Source organism: Bradyrhizobium pachyrhizi (assembly GCF_001189245.1).
Lineage (GTDB): Bacteria > Pseudomonadota > Alphaproteobacteria > Rhizobiales > Xanthobacteraceae > Bradyrhizobium > Bradyrhizobium pachyrhizi.
Genome location: NZ_LFIQ01000119.1, coordinates 81,520 through 98,539, shown reverse-complemented (window position 1 = coordinate 98,539; position 17,020 = coordinate 81,520). Strand labels below are relative to the sequence as shown.

The 17,020-nt window shown below is 65.9% G+C and carries 17 protein-coding genes; 7 read left to right on the top strand and 10 right to left on the bottom strand.

Translation table 11 applies throughout. The features are described from left to right. The 3 genes from AKL29_RS46055 to AKL29_RS35450 form a co-directional block, all read right to left on the bottom strand. A partial coding sequence (locus AKL29_RS46055) for a chromosome segregation SMC family protein (RefSeq protein ID WP_244482603.1) occupies positions 1-2,079 on the bottom strand: 2,079 nt, incomplete at its 3' end. A 333-nt stretch (positions 2,080-2,412) separates the two neighbouring features. Continuing rightward, on the bottom strand, positions 2,413-3,069 hold the full coding sequence (locus AKL29_RS35455) for a DsbA family protein (RefSeq protein WP_026193256.1): 657 nt from the start codon (positions 3,067-3,069) through the stop codon (positions 2,413-2,415). 122 nt (positions 3,070-3,191) lie between these two features. Continuing rightward, positions 3,192-3,671: a DUF721 domain-containing protein gene (locus AKL29_RS35450; RefSeq protein ID WP_028334785.1), complete on the bottom strand. Its 480-nt coding sequence runs from the start codon at positions 3,669-3,671 to the stop codon at positions 3,192-3,194. Positions 3,672-3,812: 141 nt separating this feature from the next. Between AKL29_RS35450 and mutY the strand changes: the two genes are divergently transcribed. Both mutY and AKL29_RS35440 read left to right on the top strand, forming a co-directional pair. After that, complete coding sequence (gene mutY / locus AKL29_RS35445; RefSeq protein ID WP_050387363.1) at positions 3,813-4,904, top strand: A/G-specific adenine glycosylase; 1,092 nt, start codon at positions 3,813-3,815, stop codon at positions 4,902-4,904. A gap of 147 nt (positions 4,905-5,051) precedes the next feature. Further along, positions 5,052-5,471: a PaaI family thioesterase gene (locus tag AKL29_RS35440; protein ID WP_050387569.1), complete on the top strand. Its 420-nt coding sequence runs from the start codon at positions 5,052-5,054 to the stop codon at positions 5,469-5,471. 136 nt (positions 5,472-5,607) lie between these two features. On the opposite strand, the gene AKL29_RS35435 is transcribed toward AKL29_RS35440, so the two are convergent. Further along, positions 5,608-6,873, bottom strand: a complete 1,266-nt coding sequence (locus AKL29_RS35435) for a flavin-dependent oxidoreductase (protein WP_050387362.1) — start codon at positions 6,871-6,873, stop codon at positions 5,608-5,610. Between the two features lie 170 nt (positions 6,874-7,043). Between AKL29_RS35435 and AKL29_RS35430 the strand changes: the two genes are divergently transcribed. Continuing rightward, a complete protein-coding gene (locus AKL29_RS35430; protein WP_050387361.1) occupies positions 7,044-7,661 on the top strand; it encodes a glutathione S-transferase family protein in 618 nt (205 codons plus the stop codon). A 79-nt stretch (positions 7,662-7,740) separates the two neighbouring features. On the opposite strand, the gene AKL29_RS35425 is transcribed toward AKL29_RS35430, so the two are convergent. Continuing rightward, entirely contained in the window at positions 7,741-8,655 is a 915-nt protein-coding gene (locus tag AKL29_RS35425; RefSeq protein WP_028334790.1) for a LysR family transcriptional regulator, read from the bottom strand. 151 nt (positions 8,656-8,806) lie between these two features. Between AKL29_RS35425 and AKL29_RS35420 the strand changes: the two genes are divergently transcribed. Beyond that, positions 8,807-9,229 carry a nuclear transport factor 2 family protein gene (locus tag AKL29_RS35420; protein WP_050387360.1) on the top strand — a complete coding sequence of 141 codons (423 nt, stop codon included), beginning with the start codon at positions 8,807-8,809 and terminating at the stop codon, positions 9,227-9,229. A gap of 78 nt (positions 9,230-9,307) precedes the next feature. Here AKL29_RS35420 and AKL29_RS35415 read toward each other — a convergent pair whose 3' ends face one another. The 3 genes from AKL29_RS35415 to AKL29_RS35405 all read right to left on the bottom strand — a co-directional run bounded on the left by AKL29_RS35415 (position 9,308) and on the right by AKL29_RS35405 (position 11,777). Beyond that, positions 9,308-9,994, bottom strand: coding sequence for a glutathione S-transferase family protein (locus tag AKL29_RS35415; RefSeq protein WP_028334792.1), 687 nt, complete (start codon positions 9,992-9,994; stop codon positions 9,308-9,310). A gap of 136 nt (positions 9,995-10,130) precedes the next feature. Then, positions 10,131-10,427 (bottom strand): hypothetical protein, encoded by a 297-nt coding sequence (locus AKL29_RS35410; RefSeq protein ID WP_244482632.1) that lies wholly within the window; start codon positions 10,425-10,427, stop codon positions 10,131-10,133. A 216-nt stretch (positions 10,428-10,643) separates the two neighbouring features. After that, positions 10,644-11,777, bottom strand: coding sequence for a site-specific DNA-methyltransferase (locus tag AKL29_RS35405; RefSeq protein ID WP_028334794.1), 1,134 nt, complete (start codon positions 11,775-11,777; stop codon positions 10,644-10,646). A 382-nt stretch (positions 11,778-12,159) separates the two neighbouring features. Between AKL29_RS35405 and ypfJ the strand changes: the two genes are divergently transcribed. Together ypfJ and moaB are read left to right on the top strand one after the other, a co-directional pair. After that, on the top strand, positions 12,160-13,098 hold the full coding sequence (ypfJ, locus tag AKL29_RS35400; RefSeq protein ID WP_028334795.1) for a KPN_02809 family neutral zinc metallopeptidase: 939 nt from the start codon (positions 12,160-12,162) through the stop codon (positions 13,096-13,098). A 183-nt stretch (positions 13,099-13,281) separates the two neighbouring features. Further along, positions 13,282-13,845, top strand: a complete 564-nt coding sequence (gene moaB / locus AKL29_RS35395; RefSeq protein WP_028334796.1) for a molybdenum cofactor biosynthesis protein B — start codon at positions 13,282-13,284, stop codon at positions 13,843-13,845. A gap of 199 nt (positions 13,846-14,044) precedes the next feature. Here moaB and AKL29_RS35390 read toward each other — a convergent pair whose 3' ends face one another. Together AKL29_RS35390 and AKL29_RS35385 are read right to left on the bottom strand one after the other, a co-directional pair. After that, positions 14,045-14,986, bottom strand: coding sequence for a bifunctional helix-turn-helix transcriptional regulator/GNAT family N-acetyltransferase (locus AKL29_RS35390; protein WP_050387359.1), 942 nt, complete (start codon positions 14,984-14,986; stop codon positions 14,045-14,047). 45 nt (positions 14,987-15,031) lie between these two features. Further along, on the bottom strand, positions 15,032-15,601 hold the full coding sequence (locus tag AKL29_RS35385; RefSeq protein ID WP_018273373.1) for a glycosyltransferase family protein: 570 nt from the start codon (positions 15,599-15,601) through the stop codon (positions 15,032-15,034). A 190-nt stretch (positions 15,602-15,791) separates the two neighbouring features. On the opposite strand from AKL29_RS35385, the gene AKL29_RS35380 reads away from it, so the two are divergent. Continuing rightward, entirely contained in the window at positions 15,792-16,958 is a 1,167-nt protein-coding gene (locus AKL29_RS35380) for a PA0069 family radical SAM protein (RefSeq protein WP_050387358.1), read from the top strand. The last annotated feature ends 62 nt before the right edge of the window (positions 16,959-17,020 follow it).

Below are 17,020 nucleotides of genomic sequence, written 5' to 3'. Positions count from 1 at the left end.
ATGGCGTTCGCGCGCGGCGTCGGCCTCGCGGCGGGCGGCGCGGACGGCTTCGCGCGAGGCACCCTCGGCGGCGGACGCCGAGCGCAGTTCCTCTTCAGCCGTCTCCAGCGCCTGGCGCTTGGTGGCGGCATCGATGCGGGCCTGTTCCAGCTCGTGCTCGATGTCGACCAGACGGGCGCGTTCGGCAAGACGGCGGGCGGCGCCGGTCGGGGCATGCGCGTCGGCGACGAAGCCGTCCCAGCGCCAGACGTCGCCTTCGAGCGACACCAGCCGCTGGCCGGTCTTCAGCTGCGACACCAGCGCAGCGCCGCGTTCCTTGGCCACGACGCCGATCTGGGCCAGGCGGCGTGCCAGTTCCGGCGGCGCCTGGACATGGTCGGCCAGCCGCTCGACGCCATCGGGCAGCGAAGGATCTTCGCCGGCCACGCCGATATTGGTCCACCGCATCGGCGCCGAGGAATCCACCGGCGCATCGAGGTCGTCGCCGAGCACGGCGCCGATCGCCTTCTCGTAGCCCTTGGCGACGGTGATGCCGTCGATGATCGGTGGCCACAGATTCTTGGTCTCGCTGGTGACGAGCTTGGAGATGGTGCGGGCTTCCGTCTCGAGCCGCTGCACGCGCTTCTCCGCTTCGGTGAGCGGATTGCGCGAGGCTTCCAGCGTCTGCCGCGCGGCGGCGTGATGCGCCTCGCTGGTCTGCACGGCGGCCTCGGACTCGGCGAGCGTCTGCTGCGCCATCTCCATGGCGGCGGCCAGCGCGTCGATGTCGCCGAGATTGCCGGTCTCCTGCGCGAGCTTGGTTTCCTCGGCCTGGACGCTGGCGATCTCCTGATCGAGCCGCGCCAACCTGTCGCGATGCGTGCGGACACCGGCTTCGAGCTGATTGCGCTTGGCGGTGAGATCGGCGAGCTGCGTGGTCAGCTCGGAGAACTGACGCTCGGTCGCGGCCAGGATCTCCTCGGCCTCAGCGACGCGCTCGTCGACGCCGGAGCGCTTCTCGACGCGCGACTTGATCTCTTCCTTGAGCTCGGCGTCTTCGGTGTCGAGCCGCTGCAGCGCGATGTCGGCATCCGAGGTCTGCTGCTGCTCGCGCGCGATGTCCTGGGCGAACTGGGTGAGGCGGCGATCGAGCTCGCCGACGCGCTCCTTGGCGCGCTGCTCCTCGCGGTCGAGCATCTCGCGCGCGTTGGTCAGGCGCTGCAGGCCGGCGGCGGCGCGCGCCTCGGCATCGCGCAGCGCCGGCAATTCGGCGGCGCGGATCGCCTGGATGCGGGCGGATTCGGCCTGCTCGCGGGTGCGCTCGGCCATCTCGCGTACGGAGATGTCATGGGTCTGCGCGGCGTCGTTGACGTCGGCATTGGCCTCGATCCAGCGCAGATGGAACAGCATGGCCTCGGACTTGCGCACCTTGGCCGCGACCTCGCGGTAGCGGATCGCCTGGCGCGCCTGCTTCTTCAGGCCTTCCATCTGGCCGGTGAGCTGGCCGATCACGTCCTCGACGCGGGTGAGGTTGGTTTCGGCCGCCTTCAGCCGCAGTTCCGCCTCGTGGCGGCGGGCATGCAGACCCGCCACGCCGGCGGCGTCTTCCAGCACGCGGCGGCGCTGCTCGGGCTTGGCCTGGATGATCTCGCCGATCTTGCCCTGGTGGACCAGCGCCGGCGAGCGCGCGCCGGTGGCGGCATCGGCGAACAGGATCTGCACATCTCTTGCACGGACATCGCGGCCGTTGATGCGGTAGACCGAGCCCGCCTCGCGCTCGATGCGGCGGGAGATTTCCAGGAGCTGGCTGTCGTTCACCGCAGCCGGCGCCGAGCGATCCGAATTGTCGATCGTCATCACGACTTCCGCGTGGTTGCGCGCCGGACGGTTGCCGGAACCGGCGAAGATCACCGCATCCATGTCGGCGGCACGCAGCGACTTGTGCGAGGTCTCGCCCATCGCCCAGCGCAACGCTTCGACGAGATTGGATTTGCCGCAGCCGTTCGGTCCGACGACGCCGGTCAGGCCCGGCTCGATCATGAAATCGGTGGGTTCAACGAACGACTTGAAACCGTGCAGGCGGAGGCGCGTGAGCTTCATGTACACAAATCTCGTTTGGCCGGGCGCGAATCTCCCTGCCGTGACAATACCATGGAAGGCAATGTCGGTGTGTGGGTGAGTTGCTGCGTGCAGCTCTCATGAGCGGCGACAATGGCGATGCGAGCGCGTGAGGGCAACCGCTTGAGCAAGCTTTTCCCAAGGGATTTGCAGGGTTTTATGGCCCTTGCATGTCCTCGACGATTCGCATCGTGCGAATCAAGTTTTCAACAACCAAATGATGCGACGGTCGCGTGCCGTGATCGCAAATCATCCACAATTATCGTGCCTCGACTCGAAGCGAGGCACAAAGACGTCAGGTTCGCGGGCTCCCGATCAGCTCTTCAGCAGCGGATCGATGTGCTTGCTGAACTCCTCGAACGAGGTCTCGCCCTTCAGCATCTCGCCGTTGACGAAGAAGGTCGGCGTCGAGTTCACCTTCAGCACCTCGTTGGCGTACTTCTGGTCTGCGGCGATCTTGTCGAGCAGCTTCTGATCCTTCAGGCAGTCCTCGACCTGCTGCTGGCTGAGGCCGGCCTGCTTGCCGATCCGCGTCAGCGTCTCGGTGGTGTTCTTGACCACCCAGTCGTTCTGCTGGCGGAATAGCAAATCGATCACGGCGAAGAACTTCGGCGCGTCGTCCTTGGCGATGCAGCGCGCCAGCATCGAGCCGGCGGCGGCCTTGATGTCGAGCGGGAATTCGCGGAACACGTAACGGACCTTGCCGGGGTCGATGTAGGTCGACTTGATCTTCGGGAACACTGTCTCGTTGAAATTGGCGCAGTGCGGGCAGGTCATCGAGGCGTACTCGATGATGGTTACCTTGGCGTCCTGCGGGCCGAGCCCCATGTCCGGCAGCGACTGCGGCTTGGCGACCTCGGCGGCAGTCTGCGCGAACGCGTCGGTGATCAGGCGCAGCGGCGACAGGCCGGCGAGGGCGGCGAGCCCGGTCAGCGAGAGAGCGGTGGTGAAAGCGCGGCGCGTGATGATCAAGGTCAGCTCCCGGATTGGCGCATTCACGCCACAATGAAGGGGTCCCGAAAAAGAAGCCTTCGCTAGCTTGAAACGGCCATTGTGGCAATGCCGCGGTCTCGCGAACGGCCTGCCGAAAAGCGTCAATTTCGCTTGATCGAGGCACCCAAACGGGCCAGCGCCGCGCGCAGATCGTCGTCCTCGACGGCCGCAAGGTTTGCCGCCTCCCGGGCCACGGTTTTGGCGTCCGGCGGGCGCGGCCGTACCGGGCGGCTGCGGCGCGAGAGCGGTGCCTGCCGGATGGTCAGGCGGCCGACCGCATGCCAGCCGAAGAAGCGGTTCACCCGCTCCAGGATGACGTCGGAGGAGTGCTGGATCTCCAGCGCCATCGGGCCTTCGACCCGCAGCACCAGCGTCGCCGGCTCCTGCGGCTGTCCCTCCACCGGCCGCGGCCATTGCATCTTCAGCGGCTCGCAATAGGCCGCGATCCGCTCGCCCGCGATCTCGGTCCAGCGCGTCACCAGTTCGCGCGCGGCAAAGCCCTGCTTGGCGTAGGCGTCGGTGAAGACGTCGCTGAGCAGGATCGACAGGGGCTTGGCGCTGATCGGGCCGGGTCTGGACATGGGAGGGTTATAGCAGTGGTGGTGATGTGGCTGAAACCGTGTTCATCATTGTGCCGGCGTTTCCGTGCCGGGCGAAGAAAAGACGTGGATGCCCGGGTCAAGCCCGGGCATGACATGGCGAGATGTGGCTAAGATACGTTCATGAGCTCTCGCGCGGCCGCCAAAATCAAATCGACCGATCAGCAGGCCGACCGCCCGGCGCGGCTGCTCGCCTGGTATGACCGGCATCGCCGGACACTGCCGTGGCGCGTAGTGGCGGGGGAGCGGGCCGATCCGTACCGCGTCTGGCTGTCGGAGATCATGCTGCAGCAGACCACGGTGCGGGCGGTCGGGCCTTATTTCGAGAAATTCATGTCGCGCTGGCCCGATGTGACCGCGCTTGGGCGTGCCTCGCTCGACGACGTCCTGAGGATGTGGGCCGGGCTCGGCTACTATTCGCGGGCGCGCAATTTGCACGCCTGCGCGGTCGCGGTGCTCAGCGAGCATGGCGGGGCCTTTCCGGACACCGAGGAGGGCCTGCGCGGGCTGCCCGGCATCGGGCCCTATACGGCGGCGGCGATCGCCGCGATCGCCTTCGACCGCTGCACCATGCCGGTGGACGGCAATATCGAGCGCGTGGTCAGTCGGCTCTACGCCATCGAGGAGGCGCTGCCGCAGGCCAAGCCGCTGATCATGGAGATGGCGGCGACATTGCTCGGCCCGTCCCGCGCCGGCGACAGTGCTCAGGCGCTGATGGATTTGGGCGCCACGATCTGCACGCCGAAGAAGCCGGCCTGCGCATTGTGTCCGCTGAATGACGACTGCGCGGCGCGCACGCGCGGCGACCAGGAGTCGTTCCCGCGCAAGGCGCCGAAGAAGAGCGGCAACTTGCGCCGCGGCGCGGCCTTCGTGGTGACGCGCGGCGGCGAGCTCCTGGTGCGCTCGCGCCCGGAAAAAGGCCTGCTCGGCGGCATGACCGAGGTTCCGGGATCGCAATGGCTGGCCGGGCAGGAAGACGCTGCGGCACTTGCCCAGGCGCCGGAACTGAAGGGCGTCACGCACTGGCACCGCAGGGCGGGCGTCGTCACCCACGTGTTCACGCACTTCCCGCTCGAGCTCGTCGTCTATACCGCCAGCGTGCCGCCGCGGAGCCGCGCGCCGGACGGCATGCGCTGGGTGCCGGTGGCGACGCTGGACGGCGAGGCGTTTCCGAACCTGATGCGCAAGGTTGTCGCGCATGGGCTCGATCTCTGACGATGGGATGAATCACATCATCGGCTCATTTTTTTGAGCATGATCTTTTCGGAAAACCGGTTCCCACTTTTCCAGATCATGCTCTGACCTGCTGACACCATGCTGGCAGCAGGGCTTCGCTATTACCTCCGGAAACCGGAGGCCGCCATGATCGCAACCGCACTCGACCGCATTCCGATGCCGCCCGTCGCAAAGCTACTGGGTTGGCGCGTGGTCGACGCCCGTCCGCGGGAGGGCTGGATCAGGATCGTGTTCGACGGCAAGCCGGATTTTTGCAATCCGGCCGGCTTCATCCAAGGCGGCATGCTCTCGGCAATGCTCGACGATACGATGGGGCCGGCGGTGTTCGTGATGACCGAGGGCCGGCTCTTCACCACGACCATCACGATGACCGTGAATTTCCTGGCGCCGGCAAAACCGGGGCCCATCACCGGCGAGGCGACGGTGACCCAGCTCGGCAAGACCATCGCCTTCGTCGAGGGGAAGCTGATCGCCGTCGACGGCACACTGCTCGCCACCGCAAGCAGCAGCATCCGCCTGGTGGAGGCGGCGCGCGCGCTGCGGTGAAGCCGCGCCCGCATTGGTAAGGCTGTCATGCTGAGGTGCGAGCGGAGCGAGCCTCACCAGCCGGGCCGTTCATCCTTCGAGACGCCGCTTCGCGGCTCCTCAGGTGACGGTGATAGATAGTGCGCCGCGCTACAACTTAGCCCGCCCGCTGCACGATCGGCGGCTTGGCGTTCAGTCCCTCGACCTGGAAACCGGCGACGCGCTTGTAGTTGGCGGCGATGTCTTCCAGCTCCTGCTGCGACAGCACGTCGGTGACGACGTTGAAGCCATCAGGCGCGCGCTCCTCGACCAGCTGCATCACCTGCTCCGGGCCGTTGCGGCGGTTCAGCATCACGAGGTCCGTGGTCGCGGGCCGCCGTTCGGCCTCATAGGCGGCGAGCGCCGCCTGGGTCGGGCCACGCGCCAGGATCTCGCGCGTCAGCACGCGCGCATCCAGGATCGCCTGCGAGGCGCCGTTGGAGCCGATCGGATACATCGGATGCGCGGCGTCGCCCATCAGCGTGACGCGGCCGAACGTCCATTGCGGGATCGGATCGCGATCGACCAGCGGATATTCGTAGGCGTGCGGACAGTTCCGGATCAGGCCGGGGACATCGAGCCAGTCGAAATTCCAGCTCTCGAACCACGGCAGGAACTCGTCGAGCTTGGCGGTCCGGTTGTAGTCCTCGCGGCGCCATTGATAGGTCGGCGGCATGTGTCGCTCGGCGACCCAGTTGATGTCGAACTTGCCGTCGGGGCCGGCCTCCTTCGAGATCGGGTAGCTGACGAATTTCAGGATCTCGTGGCCGGCCATGATCATGGTGCGTCCGGTCAGGAAGGCATCGCCGCGGGTGATGCCGCGCCACAGGATGCGACCGTTCCAGATCGGCGGCCCCTCCTGCGGATAGAGCTTCTCGCGCACCGCCGAATGGATACCGTCGGCGGCGATCAGCACCGCGCCGTCATAGCTGCCGGCGGGCTTGCCGGTGGCGCGGTCGATGAAGTCGGCGCGGATGCCGTCGGCGGTCTCGGTCCAGCCGGTGAGGTGATGGCTGGTGAGGATGTTCGCAGCTCCGAGCCGTTCGGTCGCGGCATCGAGCAGCAGCTGTTGCAGCCGGCCGCGATGGATCGAGAATTGCGGCCATTTGTAGCCGGCCTCGAGCCCGCGCGGCTCGCTCCAGATCGGCTTGCCGTGCTTCGAGAAATAGGCGAGCTCGCGGGTGCGCACTGCTGAAGCGTCGAGCACATCGTGCAGGCCGAGTTCGATCAGTTCGCGCACCGCATGCGGCAGCACGTTGATGCCGACGCCGAGCGGCCGCAGCTCGGGCACGCTCTCGAAGACGCGGGCCGGCACGCCGATCTGGTGCAGGCTGAGCGCCAGCGTCAGCCCGCCAATTCCGCTGCCTGCAATGAGCACAGTCATGAAAAATCCCCTCGATTGGCCATGGTCATCGCACGACGGCACTACCGCGGGCAAGCTCCGCGGCGCGCGGGGTGGACGGCAAAGGGGGCTGCCGCTAACCTCCGCGCCGTCAGAACAAGAACCAGAGCCGCGTTCGCAACGAACCGATAAGGCTCGGAGAGGACAGCAACATGCTCAAGCTCTATTTTGCCACCGGCACCTGCGCGCTCGCGTCCCACATCGCGCTGGCCGAGGCCGGCGCGCCCTACACGACCGTGAAGATCGACTTCAAGACCAACCAGCAGAACAGCCCGGAATACCTGAAGATCAATCCGAAGGGCCGCGTGCCCACTTTGGTGACCGATCGCGGCGTGCTGACCGAGACGCCGGCGATGCTGGCCTACATCGCGCAGACCTTTCCGCAGGCGAAGCTCGCGCCCGACGACGCCTTCGAATTCGCCAGGCTGCAGGCCTTCAACTCCTATCTGTGCTCCACGGTGCATATCTGCCACGCCCACAAGATGCGCGGTGCGCGCTGGGCGACGCAGGAGGCTTCGTTCGCCGACATGAAGGCGATGGTCCCGAAGACCATGGGCGCCTGTTTCAACCTGATCGAGCGCGACATGCTGAAGGGCCCGTGGGTGATGGGCGAGAACTACACCGTCGGCGACGCCTATCTCTACACGCTGACCCTCTGGCTCGACGGCGACGGGGTCGACATCGCAACGCTGCCCAAGGTGAAGGCGCATCGCGCTGCGATGGAGAGCCGCCCGGCGGTGCAGAAGGTGCTGGCGGAGCAGAGGGCGTAAGCGCGGAGGACAAGGCGGAAGCCAAGAACTCGCTGTCGTCCCGGCGCAAGCCGGGACGACGCGGGGATAGAGCGCGCCGCTACACTTTCCCCGTCTCCAACTCGCGTCCGGTCTCCAGCATCAGCTTGCGCAGCCACAGCGAGCCGGGGTCCATCTGCGCGCGGGTCGGATAGAACATGTGCTGCTCGTCGATCCCGGGATCGAGCGGCGGCGTCACCGTCATCAGCGATAATTGCGTTGACAGCGCCGAGATCAGCCGGCGCGGCACGAAGGCGACGAGGTCGGTGCGCGCGGTGACGTGCAGCGCCTCGATATAGCCCGGCACCACCAGCGCGATCCGCCGCTCGATGCCCTTGGCGCGCAGCCAGGTGTCGATCAGGTCCTCGTTCTGGCCGCGGATGATCACGGCGACATGGCGTGCGGCGAGGAACGCCTCGCGCTTCTTCAGCTTCGTGCCGGCGGGGTGGCCGCGGCGCACCGCGAGTGCATCGCTGTCGGTGTAGAGCCGCTGGCGGTGAAAGCCCTTGAAGGAGTCGCCGATCGAGATCACGAGATCGATGGTGCGGGCGAATTCGGGCGTGAAGATCGCAGGTCCCCGCCACGGCACTACGTCGATGGTGACGTTCGGCGCGATCAGCGTCACCTTTTCCATCAGCGACGGCATCAGGAGCTCGACCGCGAGGTCGGGCATCATCAGGCGAAAGTGCCGGTCGCTGCGCGCGGCGTCGAAATCGTCGGAGACGAACAGCGTACGCACCTGGTCGAGCGCATGGGCCAGCGGCGAGCGCAGCGCCTGCGCCCGCGGCGTCAGCTCCATCCGCGCGCCGTTGCGGACCAAAAGCGGATCGCCGATCAGGTCGCGCAGCCGCTGCAGCGCGTGGCTGGTCGCGGGCTGCGACAGATTGAGCCGCATCGCGGCGCGGCTGACATTGGCTTCACGCAGCAGGGCGTCGAGCGCGACCAGCAGATTGAGGTCAAGCGAATTCAAATTCATCCCGTGAATATATATCATACCACCTATCGATTGGAAGAATGCGCGCAGGCGCCGCAGGATTGCGGGCAAGGCATTTTTCACGCGAGCCGAAGACCGTATCGCGTGAGCAAACGCCTGAAATCAAGGTCTATCAATCGCAAGGAGAGGCGCCATGAGCGCAGCCGACAACAAGAAACTGGTGCAGGAGATGTTCGTGATCGCAGGCAGTCCCGATCCCGCGGTGCGCGAGAACTCGCTGTTCATGGCAACGCTTGCCGACGACGCGATCTGGACCGTGACCGGGCAATATTCCTGGTCGCGTACCTTCACCGGCAAGCAGTCGATCATCAACGATCTGCACGGCCATGTCCGCTCGAAACTGGTCGAGCGCGGCCGCACCGTCGCCCATCGCATCATCGCCGACGGCGACATCGTCGTGATCGAGGCCAAGGGCGACAACCTCACCAAGCAAGGTCAGCGCTACGACAACGACTACTGCCTGGTGTTCCGCTTCGATGGCGGTCGGATCAAGGAGGTACGGGAATATTGTGACTCGGTCCTGACCGAGAGGGCGCTCGGCGCGTTTCCTGCGTAGCGGCGCGCCGCCAATGGGCGGCACAAACGAAGACGGCGCCCATCCGGGCGCCGTCGTCTTGCCGTCTTGTGGATTGGCTTACGCCACCTTGGACTTGAGGTGGCCGAACATGATGTCGCGCGCCGCGTCATCCATCTCGGCCTTGAAGGTGTGCTTGTCCTTCAGCGCGATCGCGCGCGCCGCCGCCGGCCGCGCCGAGATCTCGTCGACCAGCCGCTTGACGTTCGGATATTTGGCGTAGCCTTCCTCGCCGAGGATGAACGCCGCCATCCGCGCCCAGCCCCAGAACGCCATGTCGACGATCGTGTAGCTGTCGCCGACCATGTAGCGCTGTTTCGCCAGGTGATCGTCGAGGATCTTGTAATGGCGGTGCGCCTCGTACTGGTAGCGGTTGTTGGCGTAGTCGAGATCCTTCGGCGCGAAGTGCTTGAAGTGCACGGCCTGGCCGGAATAGGGGCCGAGGCCGGTCGCGATGAACATCAGCCAGGACAGCGTCGCGGCGCGGTTGGCCGGCGTATTGGCGGGCAGGAACTTGCCGTGCTCCTCGGCGAGGTAGAGCAGGATCGCGTTCGAGTCGAACACCAGCACGCCGTCATCGTCGATCGCCGGCACCTTGCCGTTCGGGTTGACCTTCAGGAATTCCGGCGCGAACTGCTCGCCTTTGCGGGTGTCGACCGGGATCGCCTCGAACGGCAGGCCGGACTCTTCCAGGAACAGCGCGACCTTGTTCGGGTTCGGCGCACCGTTGAAATAGAATTTGATCATGAAGGGACTCCCTTGGTTCTTGTAGCCGGCGAGATCGGGATGCGGCGGGGAAGGCCGCAGACGATCCCCTCATGCGCAAATTTCGCTGCGCTGCGCAAGCGACGAGTTTGTGAATCAGGGTCGCGTGGCGCGCTGGTCAGCCGGCCCAGAAGAAGCCCAGGATACCCGCGACAACCAGCGCGATGCCCGCGACGTCCAGCGCGGCGGCGGAGCGGGTCGCAGCACGCAAATGGGAGACCTGCGTCGCGCGTTCTGATCCCCGCGCGTAGCCATGGACGATGATCTCTTCATTGAACTCGCCATGCGCCTCGAGGGCGAGCGTCAGCCCGACGCAGACGAGCAGGATGCCTAAAATGATCAGGCCGAAGAATCCGAGCAGGCCGATCAGCAGCATCGGAAACATGCCGAGCAGGAAGACCGGCAGCAGCGGCACCAGCAGCAAGGTCTCGGATTGTCTTCGCATCGGCGACCAATCGAAGCGGCAAGTGATGGGGCCGAATCTAGTCCCGCCGTCGCGGCGCAACAAGGCGGCCCGCGTTCAAGACGGCGTCATCTTCCCCAACGTGTCATTCCCGGCTGCGCAATTGCGTATCTGAGGGCGCCGCGAAGCGGCGAGCCCGGAATGACGAGGAAGATTAGCCGGCTTGCCTCAGCCCGCGGCCATCTCGGAGCGGATCTCGGCGCGCAGTTCGTCGATCAGCCGCAGGCCGCTCTTGGTCTCGACGTGCCAGAAGGTCCAGCCGTTGCAGGCGCCGGAGCCCTGCGCGACGGCGCCGATGCGGTGGATCGAGCCGACCTTGTCGCCGAGCATGATGGCGCCGTCGGCGCGCACCAGGGCGCCGTGGCGCTTCTTGGCGTCGACCAGCCTGGCGCCCGGCACGATCATGCCGCGCTCAATCAATTCGGAGAACGCCACCCGCGGCGCCTCGCGCGCGGTCATGAACGGCGCCAGCGTTGCTTCCGGCAGCGGCTCGATCGCGGCGATGCGCGCCTCGGCGGCGGCGGCATAGGTCTTGTCGCGCTCGAAGCCGATATAGCTGCGGCCGAGGCGCTTGGCGACGGCGCCGGTGGTGCCGGTGCCGTTGAACGGATCGATCACGAGATCGCCGGGCTTCGAGGACGACAGCAGCACGCGGGCGAGCAGCTGCTCGGGCTTCTGCGTCGGATGCACCTTCTTGCCGTCGCCGTCCTTGAGGCGCTCCTCGCCGGTGCACAGCGGGATCAGCCAGTCGGAGCGTGCCTGCACGTCCTCATTGGACGCCTTCAGCGCTTCGTAATTGAAGGTGTAGCCCTTGGCCTTCTCGTCGCGCGCGGCCCAGATCATGGTCTCGTGCGCATTGGTGAAGCGGCGGCCGCGGAAGTTCGGCATCGGATTGGACTTGCGCCACACGATGTCGTTCAGGAGCCAGAAGCCGAGATCCTGCATGATCGCGCCGACGCGGAAGATGTTGTGATAGGAGCCGATCACCCACAGCGTTGCCGACGGCTTCATCACGCGGCGGCAGGCCAGCAGCCAGGCGCGGGTGAAATCGTCATACGCAGCGAACGACGAGAACTTGTCCCAGTCGTCGTTGACGGCATCGACATGCGACTCATCGGGGCGCTTGAGGTCGCCCTTGAGCTGCAGATTGTAGGGAGGATCCGCGAAGACCAGGTCGACCGAGCCGGCCTGAAGCTTCGACAATTCGGCCACGCAATCGCCAATGACGATGTGGCTCGATGGGGCACTCTCAAATTTAGTGCGGGGCGCCCTTGCAGACGCCCCGCGACGCGACACTACCATGACTCAAGAACTCTGACTCAGGCGACGCTGTCGGCGACGCGGGACTAAACAACCGACTGGCGTCACATTGACCCGTCAAAGTAAAAATCGACTTAATTGGAAATCTTCATGCAAAAGATTGCAGCATCTTTTGCGCGTCATGGCGCAGTGCCGTCGGCGTTGTGCTGCAACATCAGCGCGTTCGGCGAAAAAATTTGCGGATCATCAAACCGGCACGATTTGCGCGGTAGATTCGCCCTCATTCGCAGCCGTTTGCACCGCAAGGGATGCGCCTCTTCCGGACTAGGCAATTATTGCCGGGCAGGATATTGATTAACAGAATGGAAATTTTAGGTTGGAGTGTCCCGCGTTGGGTCGCCGACTGGAATGAAGGGAAACCGCCATGCGCTATGATGATTTCCGCCGCAGCGACGACATCGAAGACCGTCGCGACGAAGGCGGGATGGGCGGAGGTGGCGGTGGCGGTTTCGGCATTCCGATGGGTGGTGGCGGGCTCGGCATCGGCACCATCATCGTGCTCGGCCTGCTCGGCTACGCCTTCGGCATCGACCCGCGCATCCTGATCGGCGGCGCCGAGATTCTCACCGGCGGCGGCCAGGCGCCGACCTACCAGACCGACCGGCAGTCGTCGGGCGGGCAGGCCAAGCGCGGTGCGCCGACCGACGAGATGGGCAGCATGATCGCCGGTATTCTCGGCGAGATCGACGATCGCTGGAGCGAGATCTTCAAGGCCAGCGGCCAGACCTACACCGGTCCGAAGATCGTGCTGTTCCGCAATGCCACCAATGGCGGCCGCTGCGGCATGGCGCAGTCGGCGATGGGACCGTTCTACTGTCCGCCGGACAAGACCATCTTCCTCGACACCGGCTTCTTCCGCGAGGTCGAGACGCGCTTCCGCGGCTGCTCGGGCAACGCCTGCAAGTTCACCGCGGCCTATATCATCGCGCATGAAGCCGGCCATCACATCCAGAACCTGCTCGGCATCATTCCGCGCGTGAACCGGCTGCAGCAGCAGGCCGGCAGCAAGGCCGAGGCCAACGCGCTGCAGGTCAAGGTCGAGTTGCAGGCCGATTGCCTTTCCGGCGTCTGGGTCAACCGCGAGGAGAAGAAGCGGCCGGGCTTCCTCGAGGCCGGCGACATCGACGCCGCGCTGACCACCGCGAACGCAATCGGCGACGACACGCTGCAGCGGCAGGCGACGGGCAGGGTGGTGCCTGATTCATTCACCCACGGCTCCGCGGCGCAGCGCAAGGAGTGGTTCATGAGGGGCTACCAGCAGGGCACAGTGCAGGCCTGCAACACGTTCGGCGGTAGCTTGTAGCTGCGTGCCGGTAGCGTCATCCCCGGATGAGCGCGAATGCGCTCACTCGGGATATGTTCGCCTCTTGGCGACCTCGAAGGATGACGGAGCCCGTGGCCCATCCTTCGCGGCTCGCCCAGCGGTGCAAGTGCACCGTAAGGCGAGCACCTCAGGATGACGTCAGCGGGATGGAAAGAGGTGTAAATGTCCTCACACGACGAATCCAAATCATTCATCCCGCTCAACATTGCGGTGCTGACGATTTCCGACACCCGCTCGCTGGCGGATGACAAGTCGGGCACCACGCTGGCCGACCGTCTCACCGCCGCCGGCCATAAGCTCGCGGCGCGCGAGATCGTCACCGACGATGTCGAGGCGATCAGAGCCGTGATCCGACGCTGGATCGCCGATCCCGCCGTCGATGCCGTCATCACCACCGGCGGCACCGGCTTCACCGGCCGCGACGTGACGCCGGAGGCGGTCGAGCCGCTGTTCGAGAAGCGGATGGACGGCTTTTCGATCGCCTTCCACATGCTGAGCCACGCCAAGATCGGGGCGTCGACGATCCAGAGCCGCGCCACCGCCGGCGTTGCGGGCGCCACCTTCATCTTCTGCTTGCCCGGCTCGCCCGGCGCCTGCCGCGACGGCTGGGACGGCATTTTGGCCGCGCAGCTCGACTACCGCACGCGCCCCTGCAATTTCGTCGAGATCATGCCGCGGCTGGATGAACATCTGCGCCGCCCGAAGGCGAAAGGCGCGAGCGCTTAGCCGCTCCTTTTTTGTCATCCCGACGCGCAATTGCGCATCTGAGGGCGTGTGAACCACGAACCCGAATCTCAAGGGTGAGCTTCCGTAGCCCGGATGGAGCGAAGCGAAATCCGCGGCAGTCTCTTCCGCGGCAGCACCGCTCCCGGATTGCGCTCGCTCCATCCGGGCTACGCAGTCCAGGCGCCTCGGCGCTGCGGATTCACAACTCCAGCTCCCAGGTCTCGCCGACCAGGTCGACGCCGAAGCTGTGGTGCTTTTCTTCCTTGACCCGCTCGAAGCCGGCGCGGGCGTAGATGCCGCGCGCGGCGACCAGGATGCTCTGGGTCCACAGCGTCATCTTCTTGTAGCCCTTCTCGCGCGCGGCGCGGATGCATTGCTCGACCAGTGCGCGGCCCACGCCGAGCCCGCGCGCCTTTTCTTCCACCAGCAGCAGGCGCAGCTTGGCGACCCCGTCGCCGCCGTCGACCAGGAAGACCGAGCCGACCGGCTCGCCGTCGACCTCCGCGATCCAGCAATGCTCGCGGGCGGGATCGAACGATCGCAGAAACTGCGCGCAGATCTCGGCCACCAACGCCTCGTAGCTGATGTCCCAGCCATATTCCTCCACGTAGGCTTGTCCCTGCCGCGAGACGACCCAGCCCATGTCGCCGACGCGATGGCTGCGCAGCAGGAAGCCGACCGGTTTCTCGGCCGGCGGCTCCAGCGATTGCTCGATCGTGCCCATCGCGCGCACCACCGCGGCGCGACGGTCGCTGTCCATCTGCTTCAATAGCGCCCCGACCTCGCTGCGCGAGCGGCGGTCGAGATCGGCGGCTGCGGTGCGGCCCTTGGCCGTGAGGGCCACCTCGTTGACGCGCTTGTCGGCCTTAGACGGCTTGCGCGTCACGATCTGGCGCCTTTGCAGCGCCGCCAGCGTGCGGCTGACGAAGCCGGCATCGAGGTCGAGATCGCGCACCAGATCGGTTGCGGTGCAATTTTCGCGATGCGCGAGCTCGTAGATGATCCGCGCTTCCTGCAGCGTGAATGTCGAGTGCAGCAGCTTCGGCTCGATGATGCCGAGCTTGCGGGTATAGAACCGGCTGAAGCCGCGGACCGCGGCGACTTGGCTCTCAAGCGTGGTGTCATGGGAATTTGATTTCATCAAATATATTATTTGACGGAATCAAATAATCCGCAAGCGCTTTGTTCAGGCCACCATGATCCGGCTCCGCAGCATGGTGCGGGAGGAGCGGCCGAGCCGGCGCAGCAGGCGCGCCTCGGAGCGACGGGCGTCGGGCCGGTAGCCGCCGATCCGCTCGTAATGCTCGCGGGCGATCAGGAGCCCTTGTTCGGCCGAGGGACCGGTGATCATCCGGGCGACGAATTTGAGGCCGTCGCGCAGGCCCGGGTCGGTGTAGGGCGCGCGGGCGTAGCGGAAGATGCCGGCGCGGTCCTTGCCGCTCGCCGCCACCATCTGGATGAACTGCGTGGTTTCCTCGATCCAGCCGGCATCGAGCACCGCGCCCGGATGCAGGAACATCAGCCAGGGCGACCGCGCCTGCCGCGCGCCTGCCGCAAGCGCCGCGGCGCGCGTGCCCTCGAAGCGCAGGAAGCGGCAGCCGGCGACGTCGGCGACGCGCTCCATCACGTCGCTGTTGCTGCGGTCGACCAGCAGCACTTCGCGGATGACGCCCGCGGCCGCGCCCGGCACCAGCGCCGCCAACGTTGCGACCGCGGTGCGCTCGACGCCGTCGGTTGGAATGATCACGCTCAGCATGATTTTGAGGCTTCGATGGCTCAAGCGGTGGAGAAACTCAGGCCGTGTTATCACCTTGTCATATTCAAAGCAGCCTGTTCGCCTGCAGATTCAAAGCAGCCTGTTCGCCTGCAGAATTTTCTAGCGAGGTTCTGTGGAATTTCTGCGTTCGTGTTCTTGATTTGTTCTAACGCTGTGCTAGCTTCAAAGCATGAGCCGAGCATCCTCTCATGCCCTCAAGCACCCGCCGGTAACGGCGCCCTCCGATAACCCGGCGGGTGCACCCACCCCTTTTCCCGAGCTTGCGGTCGCGATCGAGCGCGAGCGGCGGCGCGGCCGCGGCGCGCAGTCCAACGCCAGCGGCCGTTACGAGGCCGAGGCCCGCGTTGCCTTCGACGACGGCTGGCAGAGCCTCGAGGACCTGCCGCCGTTCGCGACCAGCGTGGCGCTCGACACCTCGCGCAAGGTGATCACCCGCAACGACTCGCCCGACATCGGCTTCGACCGTTCGATCAATCCCTATCGTGGCTGCGAGCATGGCTGCGTCTATTGCTTCGCGCGGCCGACCCACGCCTATCTCGGCCTGTCGCCGGGGCTGGATTTCGAATCAAAGCTGTTCGCCAAGCCGGACGCACCCGCGCTGCTCGAGAAGGAGCTGGCGGCACCGGACTACGAGGCGCGGATGATCGCGATCGGCACCAACACCGATCCCTATCAGCCGATCGAGCGCGACCGGAAGATCATGCGCGGCATCCTCGAGGTGCTGGAGCGCGCCGGCCATCCGGTCGGCATTGTCACCAAGTCGGCGCTGGTCACCCGCGACATCGACATCCTGGCGCGGATGGCCAAGCGCAACCTCGCCAAGGTCGCGCTCTCGGTGACGACGCTCGACCCGAAGCTCGCCCGCACCATGGAGCCGCGCGCCTCGACCCCGCCGAAGCGGCTCGAGGCGATCAAGCGGCTCGCGGATGCCGGCATCCCGACCACGGTGATGGTCGCACCCGTGATCCCGGCGCTGAACGACTCCGAGATCGAGCGCATCCTCGATGCCGCCGCACATGCCGGCGCCAGGGAGGCGAGCTACGTGCTGCTGCGCCTGCCGCTCGAGGTGCGCGATCTGTTCCGCGAATGGCTGATGGCGAACTATCCCGACCGCTACCGTCACGTCTTCACGCTGATCCGCGACATGCGCGGCGGCCGCGACTACGACTCGCAATGGGGCACGCGGATGAAGGGCACCGGCCCGATGGCCTGGATGATCGGCCGCCGCTTCGAGATCGCCTGCGAAAAGCTCGGCCTCAACAAGCGGCGCACCAAGCTGACCACCGATCACTTCGCCAAGCCGAAGCGCAACGGACAGCAGCTCAGTCTGTTCTAGGCGAGGGCGTAGCCCGGATGGAGCGCAGCGAAATCCGGGGTCCCGTGTTAGCGGCTGAAGCT